Consider the following 20,177-nt stretch of genomic DNA (forward strand, 5'->3'; position numbering starts at 1 on the left):
ATGAATCATTCAATGATCCTTAACATAAGCTCTCCATTCTCAGCAATCAATGTCTTTTTCGGGTAAAAAGATTACGTTTTCATATCAATTTGAAAAAAAAACTGTAGAAAGGGCACATTTGAGTGTAATATTTAATGAATCCCACTAACTGTCTTAGCAGGTCTTGTGGTAAAATAGGAGCGATATAAAGAGAGATGAATGAAAGGTGGGAGGCAGCTTTGATAGACAAATATGACCCCTTTCAGCAGAAATCACCTTATGCAATGCTGATCCATGATTGGACGAACATGACATGTTCTGGAAAAGAGATATTGGCCGGTTTTACGACAAAAAATGGCGGCTTTAGTCTTTCTCCATATCAATCAATGAACACTGGACTCCATGTAGGAGATGATGCTTCTAGTGTCCAAATGAATCGTCAAGTCATTGCAGATGCTACTGCTGTGCCGCTCTCTAATTGGGTGTTTGCTGACCAAACACACGAGGATCGCATCATGAAAGTCACAAAGGAACAAAAGGGAAGAGGAAGTCTTCAGTATGATGAGGCGCTCTCTAGAACAGATGGTTTATACACCTCTGAACCAAACATCATGCTCGCTCTTTGTTTCGCTGACTGTGTTCCGCTTTATTTTCTAGCGCCGCAATCTGGGCTGATTGGAACGGCTCATGCCGGCTGGAAAGGAACCGTTAAGCAAATTGGCGCCAACATGGTTGATGCATGGGTTCGCCAAGAAGGCGCTGATGCCGATCATATACAAGTCGTCATTGGACCATCCATTGGCAGCTGCTGCTACATAGTAGATGATGTTGTCATAGATCAAGTGAAACAGCTTCCTTTTACAACAGAGGATGTGTATTCCGAGATGTCACAAGGACAATACAAAATTGACTTAAAAACATTAAACAAAAACGTATTACTTCATGCAGGATTAAAAGAAGAAAACATACATGTCAGTTCGATGTGCACAAGTTGCAATGAGCAGCATTTCTTCTCACACCGGCGTGATCAAGGGAAAACAGGACGTATGATGTCTTTTGTCGGGTTTAAGGAGGCATAAGTGCAATTGAATGTACGAGAGAATCTCAGACAAATAAATGAACAAATCAACGAAGCATGTAAAAGAGCAGGTAGACATCCAGACGATGTATCGGTTGTCGCTGTCACAAAATATGTCTCGATTGAACGAGCATTAGAAGCCAAGGATGCCGGAATTTTGCACTTTGGTGAAAATCGTGACCAAGGGTTACTTGAAAAACAGGCAGCCATAACCGATGAAAACATTAGCTGGCACTTCATCGGCAGTTTACAGACGCGAAAAGTGAAATCTGTCATTCAGACCATTGACTACTTACATTCGCTAGACAGAATGTCCCTTGCGAATGAAATTGAAAAAAGAGCAGAACACACGGTTCGCTGTTTTGTACAGGTGAACACATCACTTGAGGAGTCAAAACACGGCTTACAAAGCGAAGACGTGATTCCATTTGTCAAACAGCTCGCTCATTTCAAACATATTGAAATTGCTGGACTCATGACGATGGCTCCATTTACAGATGATCATACTGTGATACGAAACTGTTTTAAAACATTAAAAAGCCTTCAACAAGAGGTAAAACAACTGAACCAAGTAAATGCACCTTGTCAGCATTTATCGATGGGCATGTCAAACGATTTTGAAATCGCAATTGAAGAAGGTGCGACATTTGTTCGGATTGGCTCTTCACTTGTTGGAAATGAAACAGGAGGTGCGTGACATGAGCATAAAAAATAAGTTTAAAAGCTTCTTCACACTCGATGATGAAGAGTATGAGTACGAATACATTGATGAAGAAAGAGAACCAGCACAAGAAGAAAAAAACACAAAAGATAAAGCGGCATTTCAAGAGCGTCCTCAGGCAGGAAAACAAAATGTCGTCAGCTTGCAAAGCGTGCAAAAATCCTCTAAAGTGGTGTTAAGTGAGCCACGTGTTTATGCAGAGGCTCAAGAGATTGCAGATCATATTAAAAATCGGCGTGCAGTCGTCGTCAATTTGCAGCGCATTCAGCACGATCAAGCAAAGCGAATCATCGACTTCTTAAGCGGAACGGTTTATGCAATCGGTGGAGACATTCAGCGTATTGGCTCGAATATATTCCTCTGCACTCCTGATAATGTGGATGTATCTGGCACAATATCAGAGCTATTGACAGAGGAAGAACCTCAGAGGTGGTAAATCATAGTTATTCTAAATTTCATTTTTAATATTTTGGGTACGGTATTAACGATTTACTCATTCGCGATCATTATTTACATCTTTATGTCATGGGTGCCATCTGCAAGAGAAACATCGATTGGCCGCTTCTTGACAAACATTTGCGAACCGTATTTAGAACCATTCCGTAAAATTATTCCGCCAATTGGCATGATTGACATCTCGCCAATTGTGGCATTGCTTGTGATTCGTTTCGCATCATTGTATGGACTAACTGGTCTTTATAATATGATTGTACGATTCATGTAGACAGGCTGCCGGGCTTGGCATCTGCCAGGCTCTTTTACATAAAAGGGGAACAAAATGAGCGATATTTATCAACATTTTAGAAAAGACGAACAGCCATTTGTCGACCAAGTATTAGGCTGGAAAAACATCGCACTCGATCAATATCGAATGAAATTAACAGACTTTCTTGATCCGCGTGAGCAGTTCATTACCCAGTCCGTGATTCAGCATTCTGATGAACTGGGTCTCATGTTTTTTGGCGGGTATGAGGAAGCAGAGCGGAAAAGGGCTTTGATCTATCCTGACTATTTAGCACCTACCATACAGGATTTTGAACTGACTTATTTTCAGGTGAACTATGCGAAAAAGTTTATTTCGATAGAACACCCCAACCTTCTCGGTTCGCTCATTGGGACAGGCCTGAAGCGTCAAAAATTCGGTGATTTGTTGTTTTCAGAGGACAACGTGCAATTTATTTGTACAAGCGATGTTGCCGATTTTGTTCGGGCTCAGCTGACGCATGTGGGCAGAGCATCTGTTTCATTAGAGGAAATTAGCAAGGCAGATCTTCAGCCAGTCATCAGCAAAACCGATATCAAAGAAGATACGATTTCTTCACTGCGGCTTGACGCTGTATGTGCTGCTGTCAGCCGTCAGTCTCGGCAAAAAGCACAGCTTTTGGTCAAAAATGGTCTTGTCAAAGTAAACTGGAAAGTCACTGAAGACCCTTCCTTTACAATTGGTGAAGGTGATCAGCTCTCTGTCAGGGGATTTGGCCGCTTTAGCTTAAAAACAATTGATGGGAAGACGAAAAAAGATAAATTCAAAGTAACATTTGAGCTTCTGACATAACGAATTTGAATCTGGAGGTGGCAAGATTGCCATTAACACCTAATGATATTCATAATAAAACGTTCACAAAAAGTTTTCGCGGCTATGACGAAGATGAAGTAAATGAGTTTTTAAGCCAAGTACGTAAAGATTACGAGATCGTACTTCGCAAAAAGAACGAGCTTGAAGACAAAGTCAACGAGCTTGATGAAAGACTAGGCCATTTTGCAACAATCGAAGAAACATTAAACAAATCCATTCTTGTGGCGCAAGAAGCAGCAGAAGACGTGAAGCGTCATTCTGATAAAGAAGCGAAATTGATCATTCGTGAAGCTGAGAAAAATGCAGACCGTATTATCAACGAAGCGTTATCAAAATCAAGAAAGATTGCAATGGAAATCGAAGAGCTCAAGAAACAGTCGAAAGTCTTTAGAACTCGTTTCCAAATGCTCATCGAAGCTCAGCTTGATCTTCTGAAAAATGATGATTGGGATCATTTGCTGGAATATGAAGTTGACGCTGTCTTTGACGAAAAAGAATAAGTGCATCACCTTGACATGACGTGCTCATGTTGCATATAATACCATCATAAATTAACAAGAGATAAACGTTTGAAAGGGACACTCGCAGTTGTCAAATGCGTAATAAAGCGAATCAGGGACGGTGGAAGCCTGACATTACGGGACGCTGCAATGAGATCACCCCTTTAGTTCCTTTTCTGAAATGAATGAGTAAGAAAAGGCGTCTGATCACGTTACGATTTTAGAGTGGATAAGCGGCAATTTCAAAGCGCTTGTCTAAAAGGGTGGTACCGCGAGACAAGCCTTCTCGTCCCTTATGGGATGAGAGGGCTTTTTTTATTGTTTTTTAATACGAATTTGCATGTGGAGGAATAGGTATGAACTACAAAGACACCTTATTAATGCCAAAAACAGAATTCCCGATGAGAGGAAACTTGCCGAACAAAGAGCCTGAAATCCAAGAGGAGTGGGCAGAAAAAGACATCTATCAAATGGTTTTAGAGCGGACAAAAGGACGCCCGACCTTTATTTTGCATGATGGACCTCCATATGCGAATGGTGACATTCATATGGGGCACGCACTCAATAAAATCCTCAAAGATTTTATTGTCCGTTTTAAATCAATGAATGGATTCCATGCACCGTACGTACCGGGCTGGGATACACATGGCTTACCGATTGAAACAGCCCTTACGAAAAATAAAAAAGTCAAACGCAAAGAAATGTCGACAGCAGAATTCCGTAAACTATGTGAGGAGTATGCTTGGAAACAAATCGAAGGTCAGCGCAATCAGTTTAAGCGTTTGGGCGTAAGAGCAGACTGGGACAATCCATATGTGACATTAAAGCCTGAATACGAAGCGCAGCAAATTCTTGTCTTTGGTGAAATGGCGAAAAGAGGCTATATTTACAAAGGCCTTAAGCCTGTTAACTGGTCTCCATCAAGTGAATCAGCACTTGCTGAAGCAGAAATTGAATACAAGGACAAACGTTCACCATCGATTTACGTATCATTTAAAGTGAAAGATGGCAAAGGCGTACTTGAAAACGGCGAGCAGTTCATCATCTGGACAACAACACCTTGGACACTTCCTGCAAACCTTGGCATTTGTGTTCATCCAAACCTAGAGTACAGTGTGCTTCAAGTGGGTGCTGAGCGATATGTCATCGCATCTGAGCTAGTTGAACAAGTGGCAAAAACACTTGGCTTTGAAGAGTACGAAGTTGTGAAAACCTTAAAAGGTAAAGAATTAGATAAGATCGTTGCAGCACATCCAATTTACGATAGAGATTCTCTTGTGATGCTTGGCGATCACGTCACAACAGATGCAGGAACAGGCTGTGTTCACACAGCGCCAGGTCACGGGGAAGATGACTTTATCGTAAGTATGAAGTACGGTCTTGATGTGCTATGTCCAGTAGATGAAAAAGGTGTGATGACAGAAGAAGCACCTGGTTTTGAAGGACTATTCTACGAGGATGCCAATAAAGCCATCACAGAACAGCTTGAAGCAAAAGGCGCATTGAAAAAACTCGACTTTATCACGCACTCCTATCCGCATGACTGGAGAACGAAAAAACCAACGATTTATCGTGCAACTGCTCAGTGGTTTGCTTCCATTAAAGATTTCAGAGAAGCACTATTAGATAATATTAAAGAAACGAAATGGGTTCCAGCTTGGGGCGAAACGCGCCTGTTCAATATGGTGCGTGACAGAGGTGACTGGTGCATTTCAAGACAGCGTGTATGGGGCGTTCCAATCCCAGTCTTCTATGCTGAAAATGGTGAGCCAATCATCACAGATGAAACGATTCAGCACGTCTCTCAATTATTTAGAGAACATGGCTCGAATATTTGGTTTGAAAAAGAAGCAAAAGAATTATTGCCTGAAGGCTTTACACATCCAGGCAGCCCGAACGGTGAATTTACAAAAGAGCAAGATATCATGGATGTATGGTTTGATTCTGGTTCTTCTCACCAAGCGGTATTAGAAGAACGAGATGACCTGGTTCGTCCAGCAGACCTTTACCTTGAAGGTTCTGATCAATATCGCGGCTGGTTTAACTCATCTTTATCTACAGCAGTTGCTGTTACAGGAAAAGCGCCATATAAAGGTGTTCTCAGCCATGGCTTTACGCTTGATAAAGAAGGACGCAAGATGAGTAAATCATTAGGCAATACGATCGATCCGACGAAAGTGGCGAAGCAGCTTGGTGCGGAGATTCTTAGACTTTGGGTATCTTCTGTCAACTATCAAGCCGATCATCCAGTGTCTGATGACATTTTAAAACAAGTCGCAGAAGTTTATCGTAAAATCCGTAACACGTTCCGCTTCTTGCATGGTAACCTGTTTGACTTTGATCCAGCAGTCAATGCAGTACCGGTCGAAGAGCTTCGCGAAGTGGATCAATATATCTTAATCAAATTAAACAAATTGATTGATAAAGTGAAAAAAGCTTATGATGATTACGAATTTGCGGTTGTCTATCATGCCATCCACAACTTCTGTACGATTGAGCTTAGCTCTTTCTATCTCGATTTTGCAAAAGATGTGGTATACATTGAGCATGCGGATCATCCAGACCGCCGCAGCATGCAAACGGTCTTCTATGAAACATTAATGGCGTTAGTGAAGCTGACAGCACCAATTCTTCCGCATACAGCAGATGAACTATGGAGCCACTTAAGCTTTGTTGAAGAGCCAAGTGTTCAGTTAACAGATATGCCAGAAGGTGTGGCTGTTCCTCAAGCAGAAGCGACAGAAGTGAAGTTTGACCGCTTTATGGAAGTACGTGACGATGTGCTAAAAGCGCTGGAAATTGCGCGTAATGAGAAAGTCATCGGACGTTCACTTGAAGCAAGTGTGACCCTTTATGCAACAGAGGAAGTGAAAAACCTTCTTGCATCCATTAAAGAAGATGTGAAACAGCTCTTTATCATTTCTGAATTAACAGTAGAAGATGAGAAGCATGCAGACGCATCAGCGCCTGAATACACATCAGGACGAATTGTCGTTCAAAAAGCAGAAGGAGAACTGTGCGAACGTTCCCGCATTATTTCAAAAGATGTTGGCGCAAATCCAAAATACCCAACATTGTCGCTTAAAAATGCTGAAATCGTGGAGAAATATTACCAGAATTAACAGCGAGATATCACCAACTAGCGCCCCGCATAAAGCGGGGCGTTTTTGATATAGAGAAAATGACAGCGTTTAGAACGAAAGGAAAAATCTTATGGCTTTAAAGTGAACAGGCGGGGCAACAATATGATTATCACGACAGGGCAGGAGTTGAAACAGCGACATGAATGGCGATCTAGAGACGATTTACATGGAACTCCTTCAAATGAGAGAAGAACTGCAATCGAAACTGTTTGAATATGCATCATTGCGTTCACCCGCTGAACATGTCACTTTCGATCAAGCAAAAACGACCACGCTTCTTTATCACATCAAAGAAGAACTGCAAGATGTTTCGCTCGCGATTGCAAAAATTGAACAAGGAACTTATGGCATATGTGAGGCGACTGGGCATACAATGCCCATTGAACAAATGAGTATTCTTCCGACTGCTCGTACGACTGACGACTTTTTATATCATAAGCAATACGAGAAAAAAGCATTCACCCCTTATCCTTATGAATCAAATGATTCTCATTTTGAAGCCTTCCACATGTAGGGAGGTTTTTGTCTGTCAACTAAAGTTTCTTTACTCCATCCTGTTTTCTTGATAAAATGCTTAAAGACCAAAGTATGAAGATGGAGGAACGTGTGTGTTCTATTACATAATCGCATTCGTGATAATTTGTTTAGATCAATTAACAAAATGGCTCATTGTCAAACATATGATGCTCGGTGATTCTATTCCTGTGATTGATGGCTTCTTTTACATCACATCCCACCGAAATTCAGGAGCCGCATGGGGGATTCTCCAAGGACAAATGTGGTTTTTCTATGTGATCACACTCGTTGTTATTGCAGGAATTGTTTATTATTTGCAAAAACATGGACAAAAGGACAAGCTACTTGGCGTAGCGCTTGCCTTAATGCTTGGCGGAGCGATTGGAAACTTTATTGACCGTATTTTCCGTCAAGAAGTGGTTGATTTTGCTCATTTCGTATTTGGGGATTATCATTATCCAATCTTTAATATCGCAGATTCCTCTCTATGTGTGGGGGTCATTCTGCTCTTTATTCAAATGCTTTTAGATGGAAAGAAAAATAAGGAGTCAACTACATGAATCAAGTAAACATTGCCGTTTCAGAAGAACAAACGAGTGAACGGCTTGATAAATTTTTAAGCACAACTGAACCAGAATGGTCAAGAACCCAAGTCCAGCAGTGGGTGAAAGATGGGCTCATCGAAGTAAATGGAAAACAAGTGAAGGCCAATTATAAAGTACAAGCTGGAGATCAAATCAAAGTAGAGATTCCAGATCCAGAAGCACTAGATGTAGAAGCGGAATCAATGGATCTTGATATTTATTATGAGGATGAAGATGTACTAGTGGTCAATAAACCAAGAGGAATGGTCGTTCATCCAGCACCAGGACATGTGACAGGTACTCTTGTCAATGGCCTCATGGCTCATTGCAATGATTTGTCAGGCATTAATGGTGTGATGAGACCAGGAATTGTCCACCGGATTGATAAAGATACGTCAGGGCTTTTAATGGTCGCAAAAAATGATATGGCGCATGAATCACTCGTCAATCAGCTGGTGGCGAAAACGGTCACTAGAAAATACACAGCCGTTGTTCATGGCATCATTCAGCATGATACTGGAACGATTGATGCACCAATTGGTCGAGACAAAAAAGATCGCCAAAGCATGACGGTCACAAAAGAAAATGCAAAGCAGGCAGTCACTCATTTTGATGTGATGGAGCGCTTTAAAGACTTTACCGTTGTAGAATGCCGCCTTGAAACAGGAAGAACCCACCAAATTCGTGTTCATATGAAATACATTGGTTATCCTCTTGCCGGAGATCCAAAATACGGCCCGAGAAAAACGGTTGATTTCAATGGACAACTGCTGCATGCAGGCGTGTTAGGATTTGATCATCCTAGAACAGGAGAATATATGGAGTTTACAGCTCCAATTCCAGCTGATATGCGGGGCTTTATCGATTCATTAAGAAATAACGATTGACAGGCCGTTCTTTTTTTGAAATAATAAACGAAGAAATTGAGATTCTTTAAAACAGTCCAGAGAGGCTGAGAAGGATAACGGATCAATTTGTGCACGAGTATGCACAAATGAGCGCCCCTCTCTGCCCTTTGCAGAAGGGGCTTTTTATTTGTCAAAAAGAGGTGTAAAAGATGGAACAAAAAGCAGTCATTCTTGATGAACAAGCGATAAGACGAGCGCTTACCCGTATTGCACATGAAATGATTGAGCGCAACAAAGGGATGAAGGATGTCATCCTAGCCGGGATCAAGACAAGAGGTATTCATCTTGCAAAGCGCCTTGCAGAGCGCATCGAGCAAATTGAAGGAAACCCAGTGACTGTGGGTGAACTTGATATTACGCTATACCGTGATGACCTGACAAAAAAGACAGAGAACCAAGACCCGCTTGTCAAGGGTGCAGACATCCCAGCTGACATTAATGACAAAACACTCATTGTCGTTGATGATGTGCTGTTCACAGGTAGAACCGTCAGAGCCGCTATGGATGCGCTTGTGGATGTAGGAAGACCATCTTCCATTCAGCTAGCTGTTCTAGTCGACCGGGGACACCGGGAGCTGCCGATTCGGGCAGATTATATCGGGAAAAACATCCCGACATCAAAAGCAGAGACAGTCATGGTTCAGCTCAATGAAGTAGATCAAAACGACCTTGTCGCTATATATGAAAAATAACCTTTTTAAATGCATTCCAGAGAGTTTGCAAAGAGGGCAATAACAGAGACACCGAGCACACGACTAAAGTGACGTGTACGGTTTTTCTAGGCCTCTTTGCGCATACTCGCAAAGAGGCTTTTTTAATGAAAAAGGACACATCTAGGAGGAAAATCATGAGTCAGCAAAAAGCCAATTTAGGCATTCGAGATATCCCAAAACCGTTCACATGGCTGTCACTCAGCCTACAGCACTTGTTTGCCATGTTTGGTGCAACCATTCTTGTACCAAAGATCATTGATATGAGCCCAGCCGTCGCGCTCATCTCAAGCGGGGTTGGAACCATTGTGTACTTAATCATCACAAGAGGGCAGATTCCGGCGTATCTTGGATCGTCCTTTGCCTTTATCGCCCCTATCTTGAATGTAAAAGCCACCGGCGGCCCTGGAGCCGCAATGGTAGGTGCCTTTATGGCTGGTGTGGCATATGCACTCATCGCATTATTTATCAAATGGCTTGGCACAGGCTGGCTAATGAAGCTTCTGCCGCCTGTCGTTGTAGGACCCGTCATTATGGTCATCGGACTCGGACTCGCTGGAACAGCTGTTAACATGGCGATGTACGTGGATCCGAATGCAAAGGAGCTTGTTTACAGCCTGAAGCACTTAATGGTTGCAGGCTTCACACTCGCTGTCACCATTATTAGTATGATCTTCCTAAGAGGATTCCTTAGCTTGATTCCAGTCTTAATCGGCATTATCAGCGGCTACCTCTTTGCCTTAACACAAGGCATTGTGAACTTCCAGCCGGTCATTGCTGCAAAATGGTTTGCTGTACCAGACTTTGTTGTACCATTTGTCGACTATACACCTGCTGTGACTTTAAGCATTCTCACAGTGATGGTGCCGGTTGCCTTTGTGACCATGTCTGAGCACATCGGCCATCAAGTCGTGTTAAGCAAAGTTGTTGGACAAGATTTTATTAAAAAGCCAGGTCTTCATCGCTCCATTTTAGGAGACAGTGCGGCGACAATCTTCGCTTCACTCATCGGCGGACCTCCAACAACGACTTATGGAGAGAACATTGGCGTCCTTGCCATCACAAGAGTGTTCAGTATCTTCGTCATCGGCGGAGCAGCGGTGTTTGCGATCTGCTTCGGCTTTGTTGGGAAAATTTCAGCATTAATCAGTACAGTACCATCCGCGGTTATGGGGGGCGTTTCGTTCCTGCTCTTTGGAATCATAGCCTCAAGCGGACTGCGAATCCTGATTGATCATAAAGTGAACTTTGAAGAAAAGCGCAATCTCATTATCGCATCAGTCATCTTAGTCATTGGAATTGGCGGAGCATTCATTGAGGTGAAACAAATCAATCTGACGCTGTCAGGAATGGCACTCGCTGCCATTACTGGCGTCCTTTTAAATATGATTCTGCCGCATCAGAAGGCAGAAGATGATGAGTCAAATGAATCGAATACCGAAAACCTTTTAAAAGAAGTCCAGTGAGGCTGACAAGGGTTCTAAACGGAGCAGAACGTGCGAAAGCACCCCTGCTTCTTTTGGAGAACCCTAAGCTGCCGAGGCTTAGGGTTTTTTTGAACCTGAAAGTGATGAAAAACTAGAGGGGGCAGAAAAAATGAATGATTTATCGACAATGAGCAGCTTGTCAAAGGAAGAAATTTTACAGCTGATTGAAGAAGCATGTGCATTGAAAAAAGGGAAACAGGAACATGGTTTAGCAGGTGAATTTGTGGCGAACCTCTTCTTTGAACCAAGTACAAGAACGCGTTTTAGCTTTGAGGTGGCAGAGAAGAAACTTGGAATGAATGTGCTGAACCTAGACGCAGCAAGTACCTCTGTTCAAAAGGGAGAGACCCTTTACGATACAGTGAAAACACTTGAATCCATCGGAGTCAAGGCATGTGTCATCAGAGACAGTACCGACGAATATTACAAAGAGCTGATTGGGAAGGTCGGGATTCCAATCATTAATGCGGGAGATGGCTGCGGACAGCACCCTACACAATCATTGCTGGATTTGATGACGATCTTCGAAGAGTTTGGCGGCTTTGAAGGATTAACGATCTCGATTCATGGTGATATCAAACATAGCAGGGTGGCAAGGTCCAATGCTGAAGTCCTCGCAAGACTAGGAGCGACAGTGCTCTTTTCAGGACCAGCTTCCTTCCAAGATGAACAAAATCCTCATGGAACGTATGTCGAAGTGGACGAAGCCATGAAGCGGTCTGACGTGGTGATGCTGCTGAGAATTCAGCATGAAAGACACTCAGAAAAGATGGGCAACGAGGGTTACTTATCGACTTATGGATTAACAATAGACAGGGCAAGCAAAATGAAAGAAAGAGCGATTATTATGCATCCAGCACCAGTAAATAGAGGTGTTGAAATAGATGATTCATTAGTAGAGTCAAAACAGTCAAGGATTTTTAAACAAATGGAAAATGGTGTGTATATCCGAATGGCTGTGTTAAAAAGGGCTTTTCAAAATAGCAGACTACATCAAAAAGGGAGAGATTCTGTCTATGTCATATCTCATTAAAAACGGTTTTATCTTATCAAGCACAGGGGAAAGAGTGCAGCAGGATATTAGGGTAGAAGGAAAAGTGATTCAAGCAATGGGTCACTTAGAAAGAGAAGACGGAGAAGAAGTCATTGATGCAGCAGGGCTATTTGTATCACCAGGTTTGATTGATCTGCATGTGCATTTAAGAGAGCCAGGCGGCGAGAAAAAAGAAACCATTGAAACAGGATCTAAGGCAGCAGCAAGAGGCGGGTATACGACCATTGCAGCGATGCCGAATACACGGCCAGTTCCAGATACAAAAGAACAAATGGAATGGCTGATGAATCGAATCAAAGAGACCTCATCTGTAAGAGTACTGCCATACGCTTCCATCACGACGAGACAAATTGGTGAAGAGATGACAGACTTTGCAGCGTTAAAAGAAGCGGGCGCTTTTGCCTTTACGGATGACGGTGTTGGTATTCAAACAGCAGGCATGATGTACGAAGCAATGAAAAAGGCAGCAAGCCTTGATCAAGCCATAGTGGCGCACTGTGAAGATAACTCACTCATTTATGGAGGATGCGTTCATGAAGGAGACTTTTCAAAAGCAAATGGGTTAAACGGGATACCGTCAATTTGTGAATCGGTGCATATTGCAAGAGATGTCCTCTTAGCAGAAGCAGCGAATTGTCATTATCATGTATGCCATATCAGCACAAAGGAATCAGTCCGAGTGGTACGCGATGCAAAAAAAGCAGGCATTCGTGTGACGGCTGAGGTCTCGCCACATCACCTTCTCTTATGTGATGCAGACATCCCAGGTCTTGACACAAACTATAAAATGAATCCGCCACTCAGAGGAGCAGAAGATCGCGAGGCACTGATCGAGGGGCTTTTAGATGGCACGATTGATTTTATCGCCACAGACCATGCACCGCATACAGAAGAAGAAAAGAACGAAACGATGCAGAGGGCACCTTTTGGGATTGTTGGACTTGAAACAGCGTTCCCGCTTCTTTACACACGTTTTGTGAAAACAGGGGAATGGACATTAAAAGAACTTGTTGATTATATGACCATCAAACCAGCAGAAGCCTTTGCTCTTCCATACGGAAAGCTGGAAGAAGGTCAAATCGCTGATATCACACTGATTGATTTAAACAAAGAAATGGCAATTGACAAAAAAAGCTTCTTATCTAAAGGACAAAATACACCGTTTGACAAATTGACTGTATCAGGATGGCCGGTCATGACACTTGCATCTGGGAAAGTCGTTTATGAAGAGGGGAGACTAGTAAAATGAAGAGACGCTTAGTGCTAGAAAACGGAACAGTATTCGAAGGAACAGGCTTTGGCAGCTTAGAACCGTCAGTCGGAGAAGTCGTCTTTAACACAGGGATGACAGGCTATCAAGAGATTTTGTCTGACCCGTCGTACTGCGGACAAATTGTCACACTCACTTACCCGCTGATCGGCAACTATGGCATTAACCGTGATGATTTTGAATCGATCACACCGTTTGTGAAAGGGCTGATCGTGAAAGAGCTTTGTGAAAAGCCTTCAAACTGGCGCTCTTCATACTCACTTGATGAGTATTTAAAAATGAAAAATATTCCGGGTCTCAGCGGCATTGATACACGCAAGCTCACGCGCATGATTCGAAGTGCAGGTACATTAAGAGGAGCATTTGCAGGACCGGATGAACAAGTAGAAGACGTTTTGAGCCGCCTTCAAACGATGCAGCTGCCAACAGATCAAGTAAGCCAAGTATCTGTGAAAAATGCGTATCCAAGCCCAGGAAGAGGCAAAAGAATTGTGCTTGTCGATTTCGGCATGAAGCACGGCATTTTGCGCGAGCTCAATAAGCGAGATTGTGATGTCATTGTGGTGCCATACAATATCACGGCAGATGAAGTATTACAGTTAAAACCAGATGGCATCATGCTTTCAAACGGACCTGGGGATCCAGTCGATGTGCCAGAAGCGGTTGAAATGATTCAGCAGCTGATTGGAAAGGTACCACTCTTTGGTATCTGCCTAGGACACCAGTTATTCGCGCTTGCGTGCGGCGCAAGTACAGAAAAAATGAAATTTGGGCATAGAGGATCCAACCATCCAGTCAAAGAACTAGCAACTGGCAAGGTAACCTTGACGTCTCAAAACCATGGCTACACGGTTAGCGCCATTAATGAAGACGTGCTTGAAGTCACACATATTGCGCTAAATGACAACACCATTGAAGGATTAAAACATAAAGAAGCACCAGCATTTACTGTCCAGTATCACCCAGAAGCATCACCGGGTCCAGAAGATGCGAACTATTTATTTGACGAGTTCATGGACATGATTCATACAACTGAGAAAGAAGGGGAAGAAGTATGCCAAAACGCGTAGATATCAAAAAGATTTTAGTGATCGGTTCAGGTCCAATCATCATCGGTCAGGCAGCGGAGTTTGACTATGCAGGCACACAGGCTTGTTTAGCGCTAAAAGAAGAGGGCTATGAAGTCGTTCTTGTGAACTCTAACCCTGCGACGATCATGACAGATACAGAAATGGCCGATAAGGTATACATCGAACCACTGACACCAGAATTTTTAACACGAATCATTCGAAAAGAACGTCCTGATGCGATTCTGCCGACACTTGGCGGACAAACTGGATTGAACCTTGCTGTTGAATTATCAGATCTTGGTGTACTCGCTGAATGCGGTGTTGAAGTACTAGGCACCAAGCTGTCAGCTATTCAAAAAGCAGAGGACAGAGATTTATTCCGTAATCTAATGAATGAATTAAATGAACCTGTACCAGAAAGTGAAATCATCCATAACCTTGAAGAAGCGATGGCATTCACAGATCAAATCGGTTTCCCGGTCATTGTTAGACCAGCCTATACACTAGGCGGAACAGGCGGCGGAATTTGTACAAATGAACAAGAATTAAAAGAAATCGTCGAGAATGGACTGAAGTTAAGTCCGGTGACACAATGTTTGCTTGAAAAAAGTATCGCAGGTTTTAAAGAAATTGAATATGAGGTTATGCGTGACAGCGGAGATCATGCCATTGTGGTTTGTAACATGGAAAACTTTGATCCTGTCGGCATCCACACAGGTGACAGTATCGTTGTGGCACCAAGTCAAACGCTAAGTGATCGTGAATATCAGCTGCTTCGTAATGTGTCACTCAAGCTGATTCGTGCACTTGGCATTGAAGGCGGATGTAACGTACAGCTGGCGATTGATCCAGACAGCTTCCAATACTATATTATCGAAGTAAACCCGCGCGTGAGCCGTTCTTCTGCTCTTGCGTCTAAAGCAACTGGATATCCAATTGCAAAACTTGCAGCGAAAATCGCAGTCGGCCTAACACTTGATGAAATGATGAACCCAGTCACAGGTAAAACATATGCAGCGTTCGAACCAGCACTCGACTATATCGTTTCAAAAATCCCGCGCTGGCCGTTTGATAAGTTTGAATCTGCCAACAGACGACTTGGAACACAAATGAAAGCAACGGGTGAAGTCATGGCGATTGGCCGCACATTAGAAGAGTCTCTTTTAAAGGCTGTTCGTTCACTTGAAGCGGATGTGCATCACATTGAATTAAAAGACGAAGCGGACATTACAAACGAAGTGCTTGAAAAGCGGATTATCAAAGCAGGAGATGAGCGTCTGTTTTATATCGCTGAGGCGCTAAGAAGAGGCTATACCGTCGAACAGATTCATGAATTCTCGAAAATTGATTATTTCTTCCTTCATAAGCTGGAAGGCATCATCGCATTTGAAAAGACACTAAAAGAAAACAAAGGCAATGTAGACGTTTTAAAAGAAGCGAAAGAAAAAGGTTTCTCAGATATTTATATTAGCCGCGAATGGAATATGAATGAGGCAGATGTCTATAACCTAAGAACAGAAGCAGGCATCGTTCCTGTGTATAAGATGGTGGACACATGTGCGGCAGAATTTGAATCAGAAACACCGTATTTCTACAGCACATATGAAGATGAAAATGAATCCGAACGAACAGATAAGAAAAGTGTCATCGTGCTAGGCTCAGGTCCAATCAGAATCGGACAAGGGGTTGAATTTGATTATGCGACCGTTCATTCAGTGTGGGCAATCAAACAAGCAGGCTATGAAGCCATTATTATTAACAACAACCCTGAAACCGTCTCAACAGACTTTAGTATTTCAGATAAGCTCTACTTTGAACCACTCACTGTAGAAGATGTGATGCACATCATCGACCTTGAACAACCAGAAGGTGTCGTTGTTCAGTTTGGCGGACAAACAGCGATTAACTTAGCAGATGAATTATCAAATAGAGGGGTTAAGATACTTGGAACATCGCTTGAAGACCTTGACCGCGCGGAAAACCGTGACAAGTTTGAACAAACATTAGAAACTCTCGGCGTGCCGCAGCCAAAAGGTAAGACAGCAACGTCTGTGCAAGAGGCAGTAGCGATTGCGAATCAAATCGGTTACCCCGTGCTTGTCCGTCCTTCCTATGTATTAGGCGGCCGTGCAATGGAAATTGTGTATCAAGAAGCTGAGCTCCTTCACTACATGGAGAATGCGGTGAAAGTCAATCCGCAGCACCCAGTGCTCATTGACAAGTATTTGACAGGAAAAGAAATTGAAGTAGATGCTGTGTCTGACGGAGAAACGGTTGTCATACCGGGCATTATGGAACACATTGAAAGAGCCGGAGTTCACTCTGGAGACTCCATTGCGGTCTACCCGCCGCAAACTTTGTCTGAGGACATCAAAGCGAAAATCGCAGAATACACGATTAAACTCGCAAAAGGCCTTAACATCATTGGGCTTTTGAACATTCAATTTGTTCTATCAAAAGGAGAAGTGTACGTACTTGAAGTGAATCCGCGCTCAAGCCGGACTGTCCCATTCTTAAGTAAAATTACAGGCATTCCAATGGCGAACTTAGCTACAAAGGTTATTTTAGGAGAAAAACTGAAAAACTATGGCTACCAAGAAGGGCTTCATGTTGAGCAAGAAGGCGTATATGTTAAAGTTCCAGTCTTCTCTTTTGCAAAACTGAGAAGAGTAGATATTACACTAGGCCCTGAAATGAAATCAACAGGTGAAGTCATGGGGAAAGATGTCACAATCGAAAAAGCCCTCTATAAAGGGTTGATTGCATCAGGCATTCAAATTCCAAAAGACGGAACGGTTCTCCTGACAGTGGCTGATAAAGATAAAGAAGAAGGACTTGAGATTGCAAGAAGATTCCATTCCATCGGCTATCATATTTTAGCAACAGAAGGAACAGCGAATTACTTAAAACAAGCTTCCATTCCATCAAGTGTTGTCGGCAAAATAGGAGAAGAAGGAAAGAATCTGCTGGATGTCATTCGAAATGGTGAAGCCCAATTTGTCATCAACACCTTAACAAAAGGAAAACAGCCGGCAAGAGACGGCTTTAGAATTAGACGTGAATCTGTTGAAAATGGTGTCGCTTGCTTAACGTCACTAGATACAGCGGAAGCGATTTTAAGAGTGCTAGAGAGCATGACATTTAGAGCAGATGAAATGCCAGAAGTGAAAACGAATGCTGAGGTGACAGTAACGATATGAAAAAAGCATACTTGACGGTCGTCTCAAACCGAGAGATCGCTGATCATATTTACGAAATGACATTAAAAGGTGATCTTGTTGAATCCTTTCAAACAGCTGGACAGTTTCTTCATATTAAGGTCAGTGAATCCATGACACCGCTGCTGAGAAGACCGATCAGTATTGCCAACATTCATGCCGAAAAGCAAGAAGCAACCATCATTTACCGCGCAGAGGGAGAGGGCACAAAGCTCCTTTCCCAAAAGCGGGCGGGAGAGTCAGTCGATGTGTTAGGACCGCTTGGAAACGGCTATGACCCTTCAGTCGTTCAGGCCGGACAGACCGCATTATTAGTCGGTGGAGGAATCGGTGTGCCTCCGTTATATGAACTGTCTAAGCGGTTAACGAAAAAAGGCGTCATCGTAAAACATGTTCTCGGTTTTCAATCGAAAAAGGATGTATTTTATGAGGAGAAGTTTCAAGCACTCGGAGATACGTTTATCGCAACCGTTGATGGGACATATGGTTCGAAAGGTTTCGTGACAAATGTCATTGAAGAGAATGAGCTGGACTTTGATGTCTTGCTTTCCTGTGGACCGACACCTATGTTAAAAGCACTAAAAGACTCTTATCCCGATAAGCCTGTCTATATTTCAATGGAAGAACGAATGGGCTGCGGAATCGGTGCATGCTTTGCTTGTGTCTGTCATACCGATCAGCACGAGAAACCGTACGTTAAAGTTTGTCTGGATGGACCTGTTTTTAAAGCGGAGGAGGTGGCGCTATCATGCTAAACATCGAATTACCCGGCTTATCTTTAAAAAATCCAATCATTCCTGCATCAGGCTGTTTTGGATTTGGAAAAGAATTCGCATCATTATATGACCTTTCCTTGCTGGGCGGCATCATGATTAAAGCCACGACCCTTGAACCGAGATTTGGCAACCCGACACCTAGGGTAGCTGAGACAGGAGCCGGTATGCTGAATGCGATTGGTCTCCAAAATCCAGGTCTAAAAGGCGTGCTTGAACATGAATTACCTTGGCTTGAGCAGTTCGATACCCCTATTATTGCCAATGTTGCTGGATCACAAGTTGATGATTATGTTGAAGTAGCAAAGCAAATTAGTCAAGCAAGCAATGTTCACGCCCTTGAACTGAATATCTCGTGTCCGAATGTGAAAACAGGCGGAATTGCCTTTGGGACCGATCCAGAAATGGCGGCCACATTGACAAAAGCTGTCAAGGAAGTTTCCTCCGTTCCTGTTTATGTGAAGCTGTCACCTAATGTAGCCAATATCGTTGAGATTGCTAAAGCGATTGAATCGGCTGGAGCGGATGGACTCACCATGATCAATACCTTGATTGGGATGCGTTTAGATTTAAAAACAGGCAAACCCATTCTTGCCAATAAAACAGGCGGATTATCAGGTCCTGCTGTAAAACCTGTTGCCATCCGAATGGTGCATGAGGTCAGTCAGGCCGTTTCTATTCCGATTATTGGGATGGGCGGGGTGCAAAGCGCTGAAGATGTACTTGAATTTTTACTAGCTGGTGCAAGTGCGGTAGCTGTTGGGACAGCCAATTTTGTGAACCCATTTATTTGCCCGGAAATCATTGATGAACTGCCGAATGTGTTAGCGGCTTATGGGTATTCATCTGTAGAGGAATGCATCGGAAGGAGCTGGAAACATGAAGCACTTGCCCATCATCGCGCTTGATTTTCCATCAGGACAGGAGGCGCACGCCTTTTTAGATCGTTTTGAAGGTACTCCATTATTCGTAAAGGTTGGCATGGAGCTGTTTTACCAAGAAGGTCCTGCCATTATTGACGCACTGAAAGAAAAAAATTGCCGTATTTTCCTTGATCTGAAGCTTCATGACATTCCAACAACCGTGCAAAAAGCGATGAACCGGCTTGCTGCACTTGGTGTTGATTTGGTGAATGTGCATGCAGCCGGCGGGAAAAGAATGATGCAGGCGGCCATAGAGGGGCTTGAAAGCGGAACCCCTGCCGGCCAAAATCGCCCAGGCATTATTGCAGTGACCCAGCTGACAAGCACGTCAGAAGATATGATGAAAAAAGAATTACTAATTGACCGCCCATTGCAAGAGGCGGTGCTTCATTATGGACAATTGGCATATGAAAGTGGACTTGATGGTGTGGTGTGCTCTGTTCATGAATCAAAACAGCTTCATGAACAAATCTCTCCTTCCTTTCTCACTGTGACGCCAGGAATTCGCTTACCAAATGATCAAACGGATGACCAAAAGCGTGTGGCGACACCTGCCTTTGCCAAAGAACAGGGTGTTTCACAGATTGTTGTGGGAAGATCGATCACAAAAGCCACAAACCCAGTGGAAGCTTATCAACAAATTTTGAAAGAGTGGGAGTGACTGCCG

19 protein-coding genes and 1 other annotated feature are annotated in these 20,177 nt (G+C 43.1%); all 19 genes read left to right on the top strand.

Annotated elements, in window-relative coordinates:
• The first annotated feature begins 194 nt into the window (after positions 1-194).
• The 19 genes from pgeF to pyrF all read left to right on the top strand — a co-directional run bounded on the left by pgeF (position 195) and on the right by pyrF (position 20,171).
• Positions 195-1,058 carry a peptidoglycan editing factor PgeF gene (gene pgeF / locus ID12_RS12165; protein ID WP_050827240.1) on the top strand — a complete coding sequence of 288 codons (864 nt, stop codon included), beginning with the start codon at positions 195-197 and terminating at the stop codon, positions 1,056-1,058.
• 6 nt (positions 1,059-1,064) lie between these two features.
• On the top strand, positions 1,065-1,754 hold the full coding sequence (locus ID12_RS12170; RefSeq protein WP_050827689.1) for a YggS family pyridoxal phosphate-dependent enzyme: 690 nt from the start codon (positions 1,065-1,067) through the stop codon (positions 1,752-1,754).
• A 1-nt stretch (position 1,755) separates the two neighbouring features.
• Positions 1,756-2,214, top strand: coding sequence for a cell division protein SepF (gene sepF / locus ID12_RS12175; RefSeq protein ID WP_017359354.1), 459 nt, complete (start codon positions 1,756-1,758; stop codon positions 2,212-2,214).
• Between the two features lie 9 nt (positions 2,215-2,223).
• A complete protein-coding gene (locus ID12_RS12180; protein WP_393920157.1) occupies positions 2,224-2,502 on the top strand; it encodes a YggT family protein in 279 nt (92 codons plus the stop codon).
• A gap of 54 nt (positions 2,503-2,556) precedes the next feature.
• Complete coding sequence (locus ID12_RS12185; protein WP_017367204.1) at positions 2,557-3,333, top strand: YlmH family RNA-binding protein; 777 nt, start codon at positions 2,557-2,559, stop codon at positions 3,331-3,333.
• A gap of 26 nt (positions 3,334-3,359) precedes the next feature.
• Positions 3,360-3,854: a DivIVA domain-containing protein gene (locus tag ID12_RS12190; protein ID WP_008344947.1), complete on the top strand. Its 495-nt coding sequence runs from the start codon at positions 3,360-3,362 to the stop codon at positions 3,852-3,854.
• Between the two features lie 59 nt (positions 3,855-3,913).
• Positions 3,914-4,151, top strand: a binding site (T-box leader).
• Between the two features lie 59 nt (positions 4,152-4,210).
• Entirely contained in the window at positions 4,211-6,976 is a 2,766-nt protein-coding gene (gene ileS / locus ID12_RS12195; protein WP_050827242.1) for an isoleucine--tRNA ligase, read from the top strand.
• A gap of 160 nt (positions 6,977-7,136) precedes the next feature.
• The gene (locus ID12_RS12200; protein ID WP_008344944.1) at positions 7,137-7,511 is read left to right on the top strand and encodes a TraR/DksA family transcriptional regulator; all 375 of its coding nucleotides are present in this window, start codon (positions 7,137-7,139) and stop codon (positions 7,509-7,511) included.
• A 94-nt stretch (positions 7,512-7,605) separates the two neighbouring features.
• The gene (lspA, locus tag ID12_RS12205; RefSeq protein WP_008344942.1) at positions 7,606-8,073 is read left to right on the top strand and encodes a signal peptidase II; all 468 of its coding nucleotides are present in this window, start codon (positions 7,606-7,608) and stop codon (positions 8,071-8,073) included.
• The gene (locus tag ID12_RS12210) at positions 8,070-8,984 is read left to right on the top strand and encodes an RluA family pseudouridine synthase (protein ID WP_007499719.1); all 915 of its coding nucleotides are present in this window, start codon (positions 8,070-8,072) and stop codon (positions 8,982-8,984) included. Before lspA ends, ID12_RS12210 begins: the two co-directional genes overlap by 4 nt.
• Positions 8,985-9,154: 170 nt before the next feature.
• Positions 9,155-9,697 (top strand): bifunctional pyr operon transcriptional regulator/uracil phosphoribosyltransferase PyrR, encoded by a 543-nt coding sequence (gene pyrR, locus ID12_RS12215; RefSeq protein WP_007499718.1) that lies wholly within the window; start codon positions 9,155-9,157, stop codon positions 9,695-9,697.
• 155 nt (positions 9,698-9,852) lie between these two features.
• Positions 9,853-11,181 (top strand): solute carrier family 23 protein, encoded by a 1,329-nt coding sequence (locus tag ID12_RS12220; RefSeq protein WP_050827243.1) that lies wholly within the window; start codon positions 9,853-9,855, stop codon positions 11,179-11,181.
• A 130-nt stretch (positions 11,182-11,311) separates the two neighbouring features.
• Entirely contained in the window at positions 11,312-12,235 is a 924-nt protein-coding gene (locus tag ID12_RS12225) for an aspartate carbamoyltransferase catalytic subunit (protein WP_050827244.1), read from the top strand.
• Positions 12,219-13,505 carry a dihydroorotase gene (locus tag ID12_RS12230; RefSeq protein WP_008344934.1) on the top strand — a complete coding sequence of 429 codons (1,287 nt, stop codon included), beginning with the start codon at positions 12,219-12,221 and terminating at the stop codon, positions 13,503-13,505. Before ID12_RS12225 ends, ID12_RS12230 begins: the two co-directional genes overlap by 17 nt.
• On the top strand, positions 13,502-14,596 hold the full coding sequence (locus ID12_RS12235; RefSeq protein WP_007499712.1) for a carbamoyl phosphate synthase small subunit: 1,095 nt from the start codon (positions 13,502-13,504) through the stop codon (positions 14,594-14,596). Before ID12_RS12230 ends, ID12_RS12235 begins: the two co-directional genes overlap by 4 nt.
• On the top strand, positions 14,581-17,796 hold the full coding sequence (gene carB, locus ID12_RS12240; RefSeq protein ID WP_050827245.1) for a carbamoyl-phosphate synthase (glutamine-hydrolyzing) large subunit: 3,216 nt from the start codon (positions 14,581-14,583) through the stop codon (positions 17,794-17,796). The genes ID12_RS12235 and carB overlap by 16 nt, the downstream gene beginning before the upstream one ends.
• On the top strand, positions 17,793-18,569 hold the full coding sequence (locus ID12_RS12245; RefSeq protein ID WP_007499709.1) for a dihydroorotate dehydrogenase electron transfer subunit: 777 nt from the start codon (positions 17,793-17,795) through the stop codon (positions 18,567-18,569). The genes carB and ID12_RS12245 overlap by 4 nt, the downstream gene beginning before the upstream one ends.
• Positions 18,563-19,495 (top strand): dihydroorotate dehydrogenase, encoded by a 933-nt coding sequence (locus ID12_RS12250; RefSeq protein ID WP_017359348.1) that lies wholly within the window; start codon positions 18,563-18,565, stop codon positions 19,493-19,495. Before ID12_RS12245 ends, ID12_RS12250 begins: the two co-directional genes overlap by 7 nt.
• A complete protein-coding gene (gene pyrF, locus ID12_RS12255) occupies positions 19,467-20,171 on the top strand; it encodes an orotidine-5'-phosphate decarboxylase (RefSeq protein ID WP_050827246.1) in 705 nt (234 codons plus the stop codon). The genes ID12_RS12250 and pyrF overlap by 29 nt, the downstream gene beginning before the upstream one ends.
• Positions 20,172-20,177: the final 6 nt, after the last annotated feature.

The sequence above is a fragment of the Bacillus altitudinis genome, assembly GCF_001191605.1.
GTDB lineage: Bacteria > Bacillota > Bacilli > Bacillales > Bacillaceae > Bacillus > Bacillus altitudinis.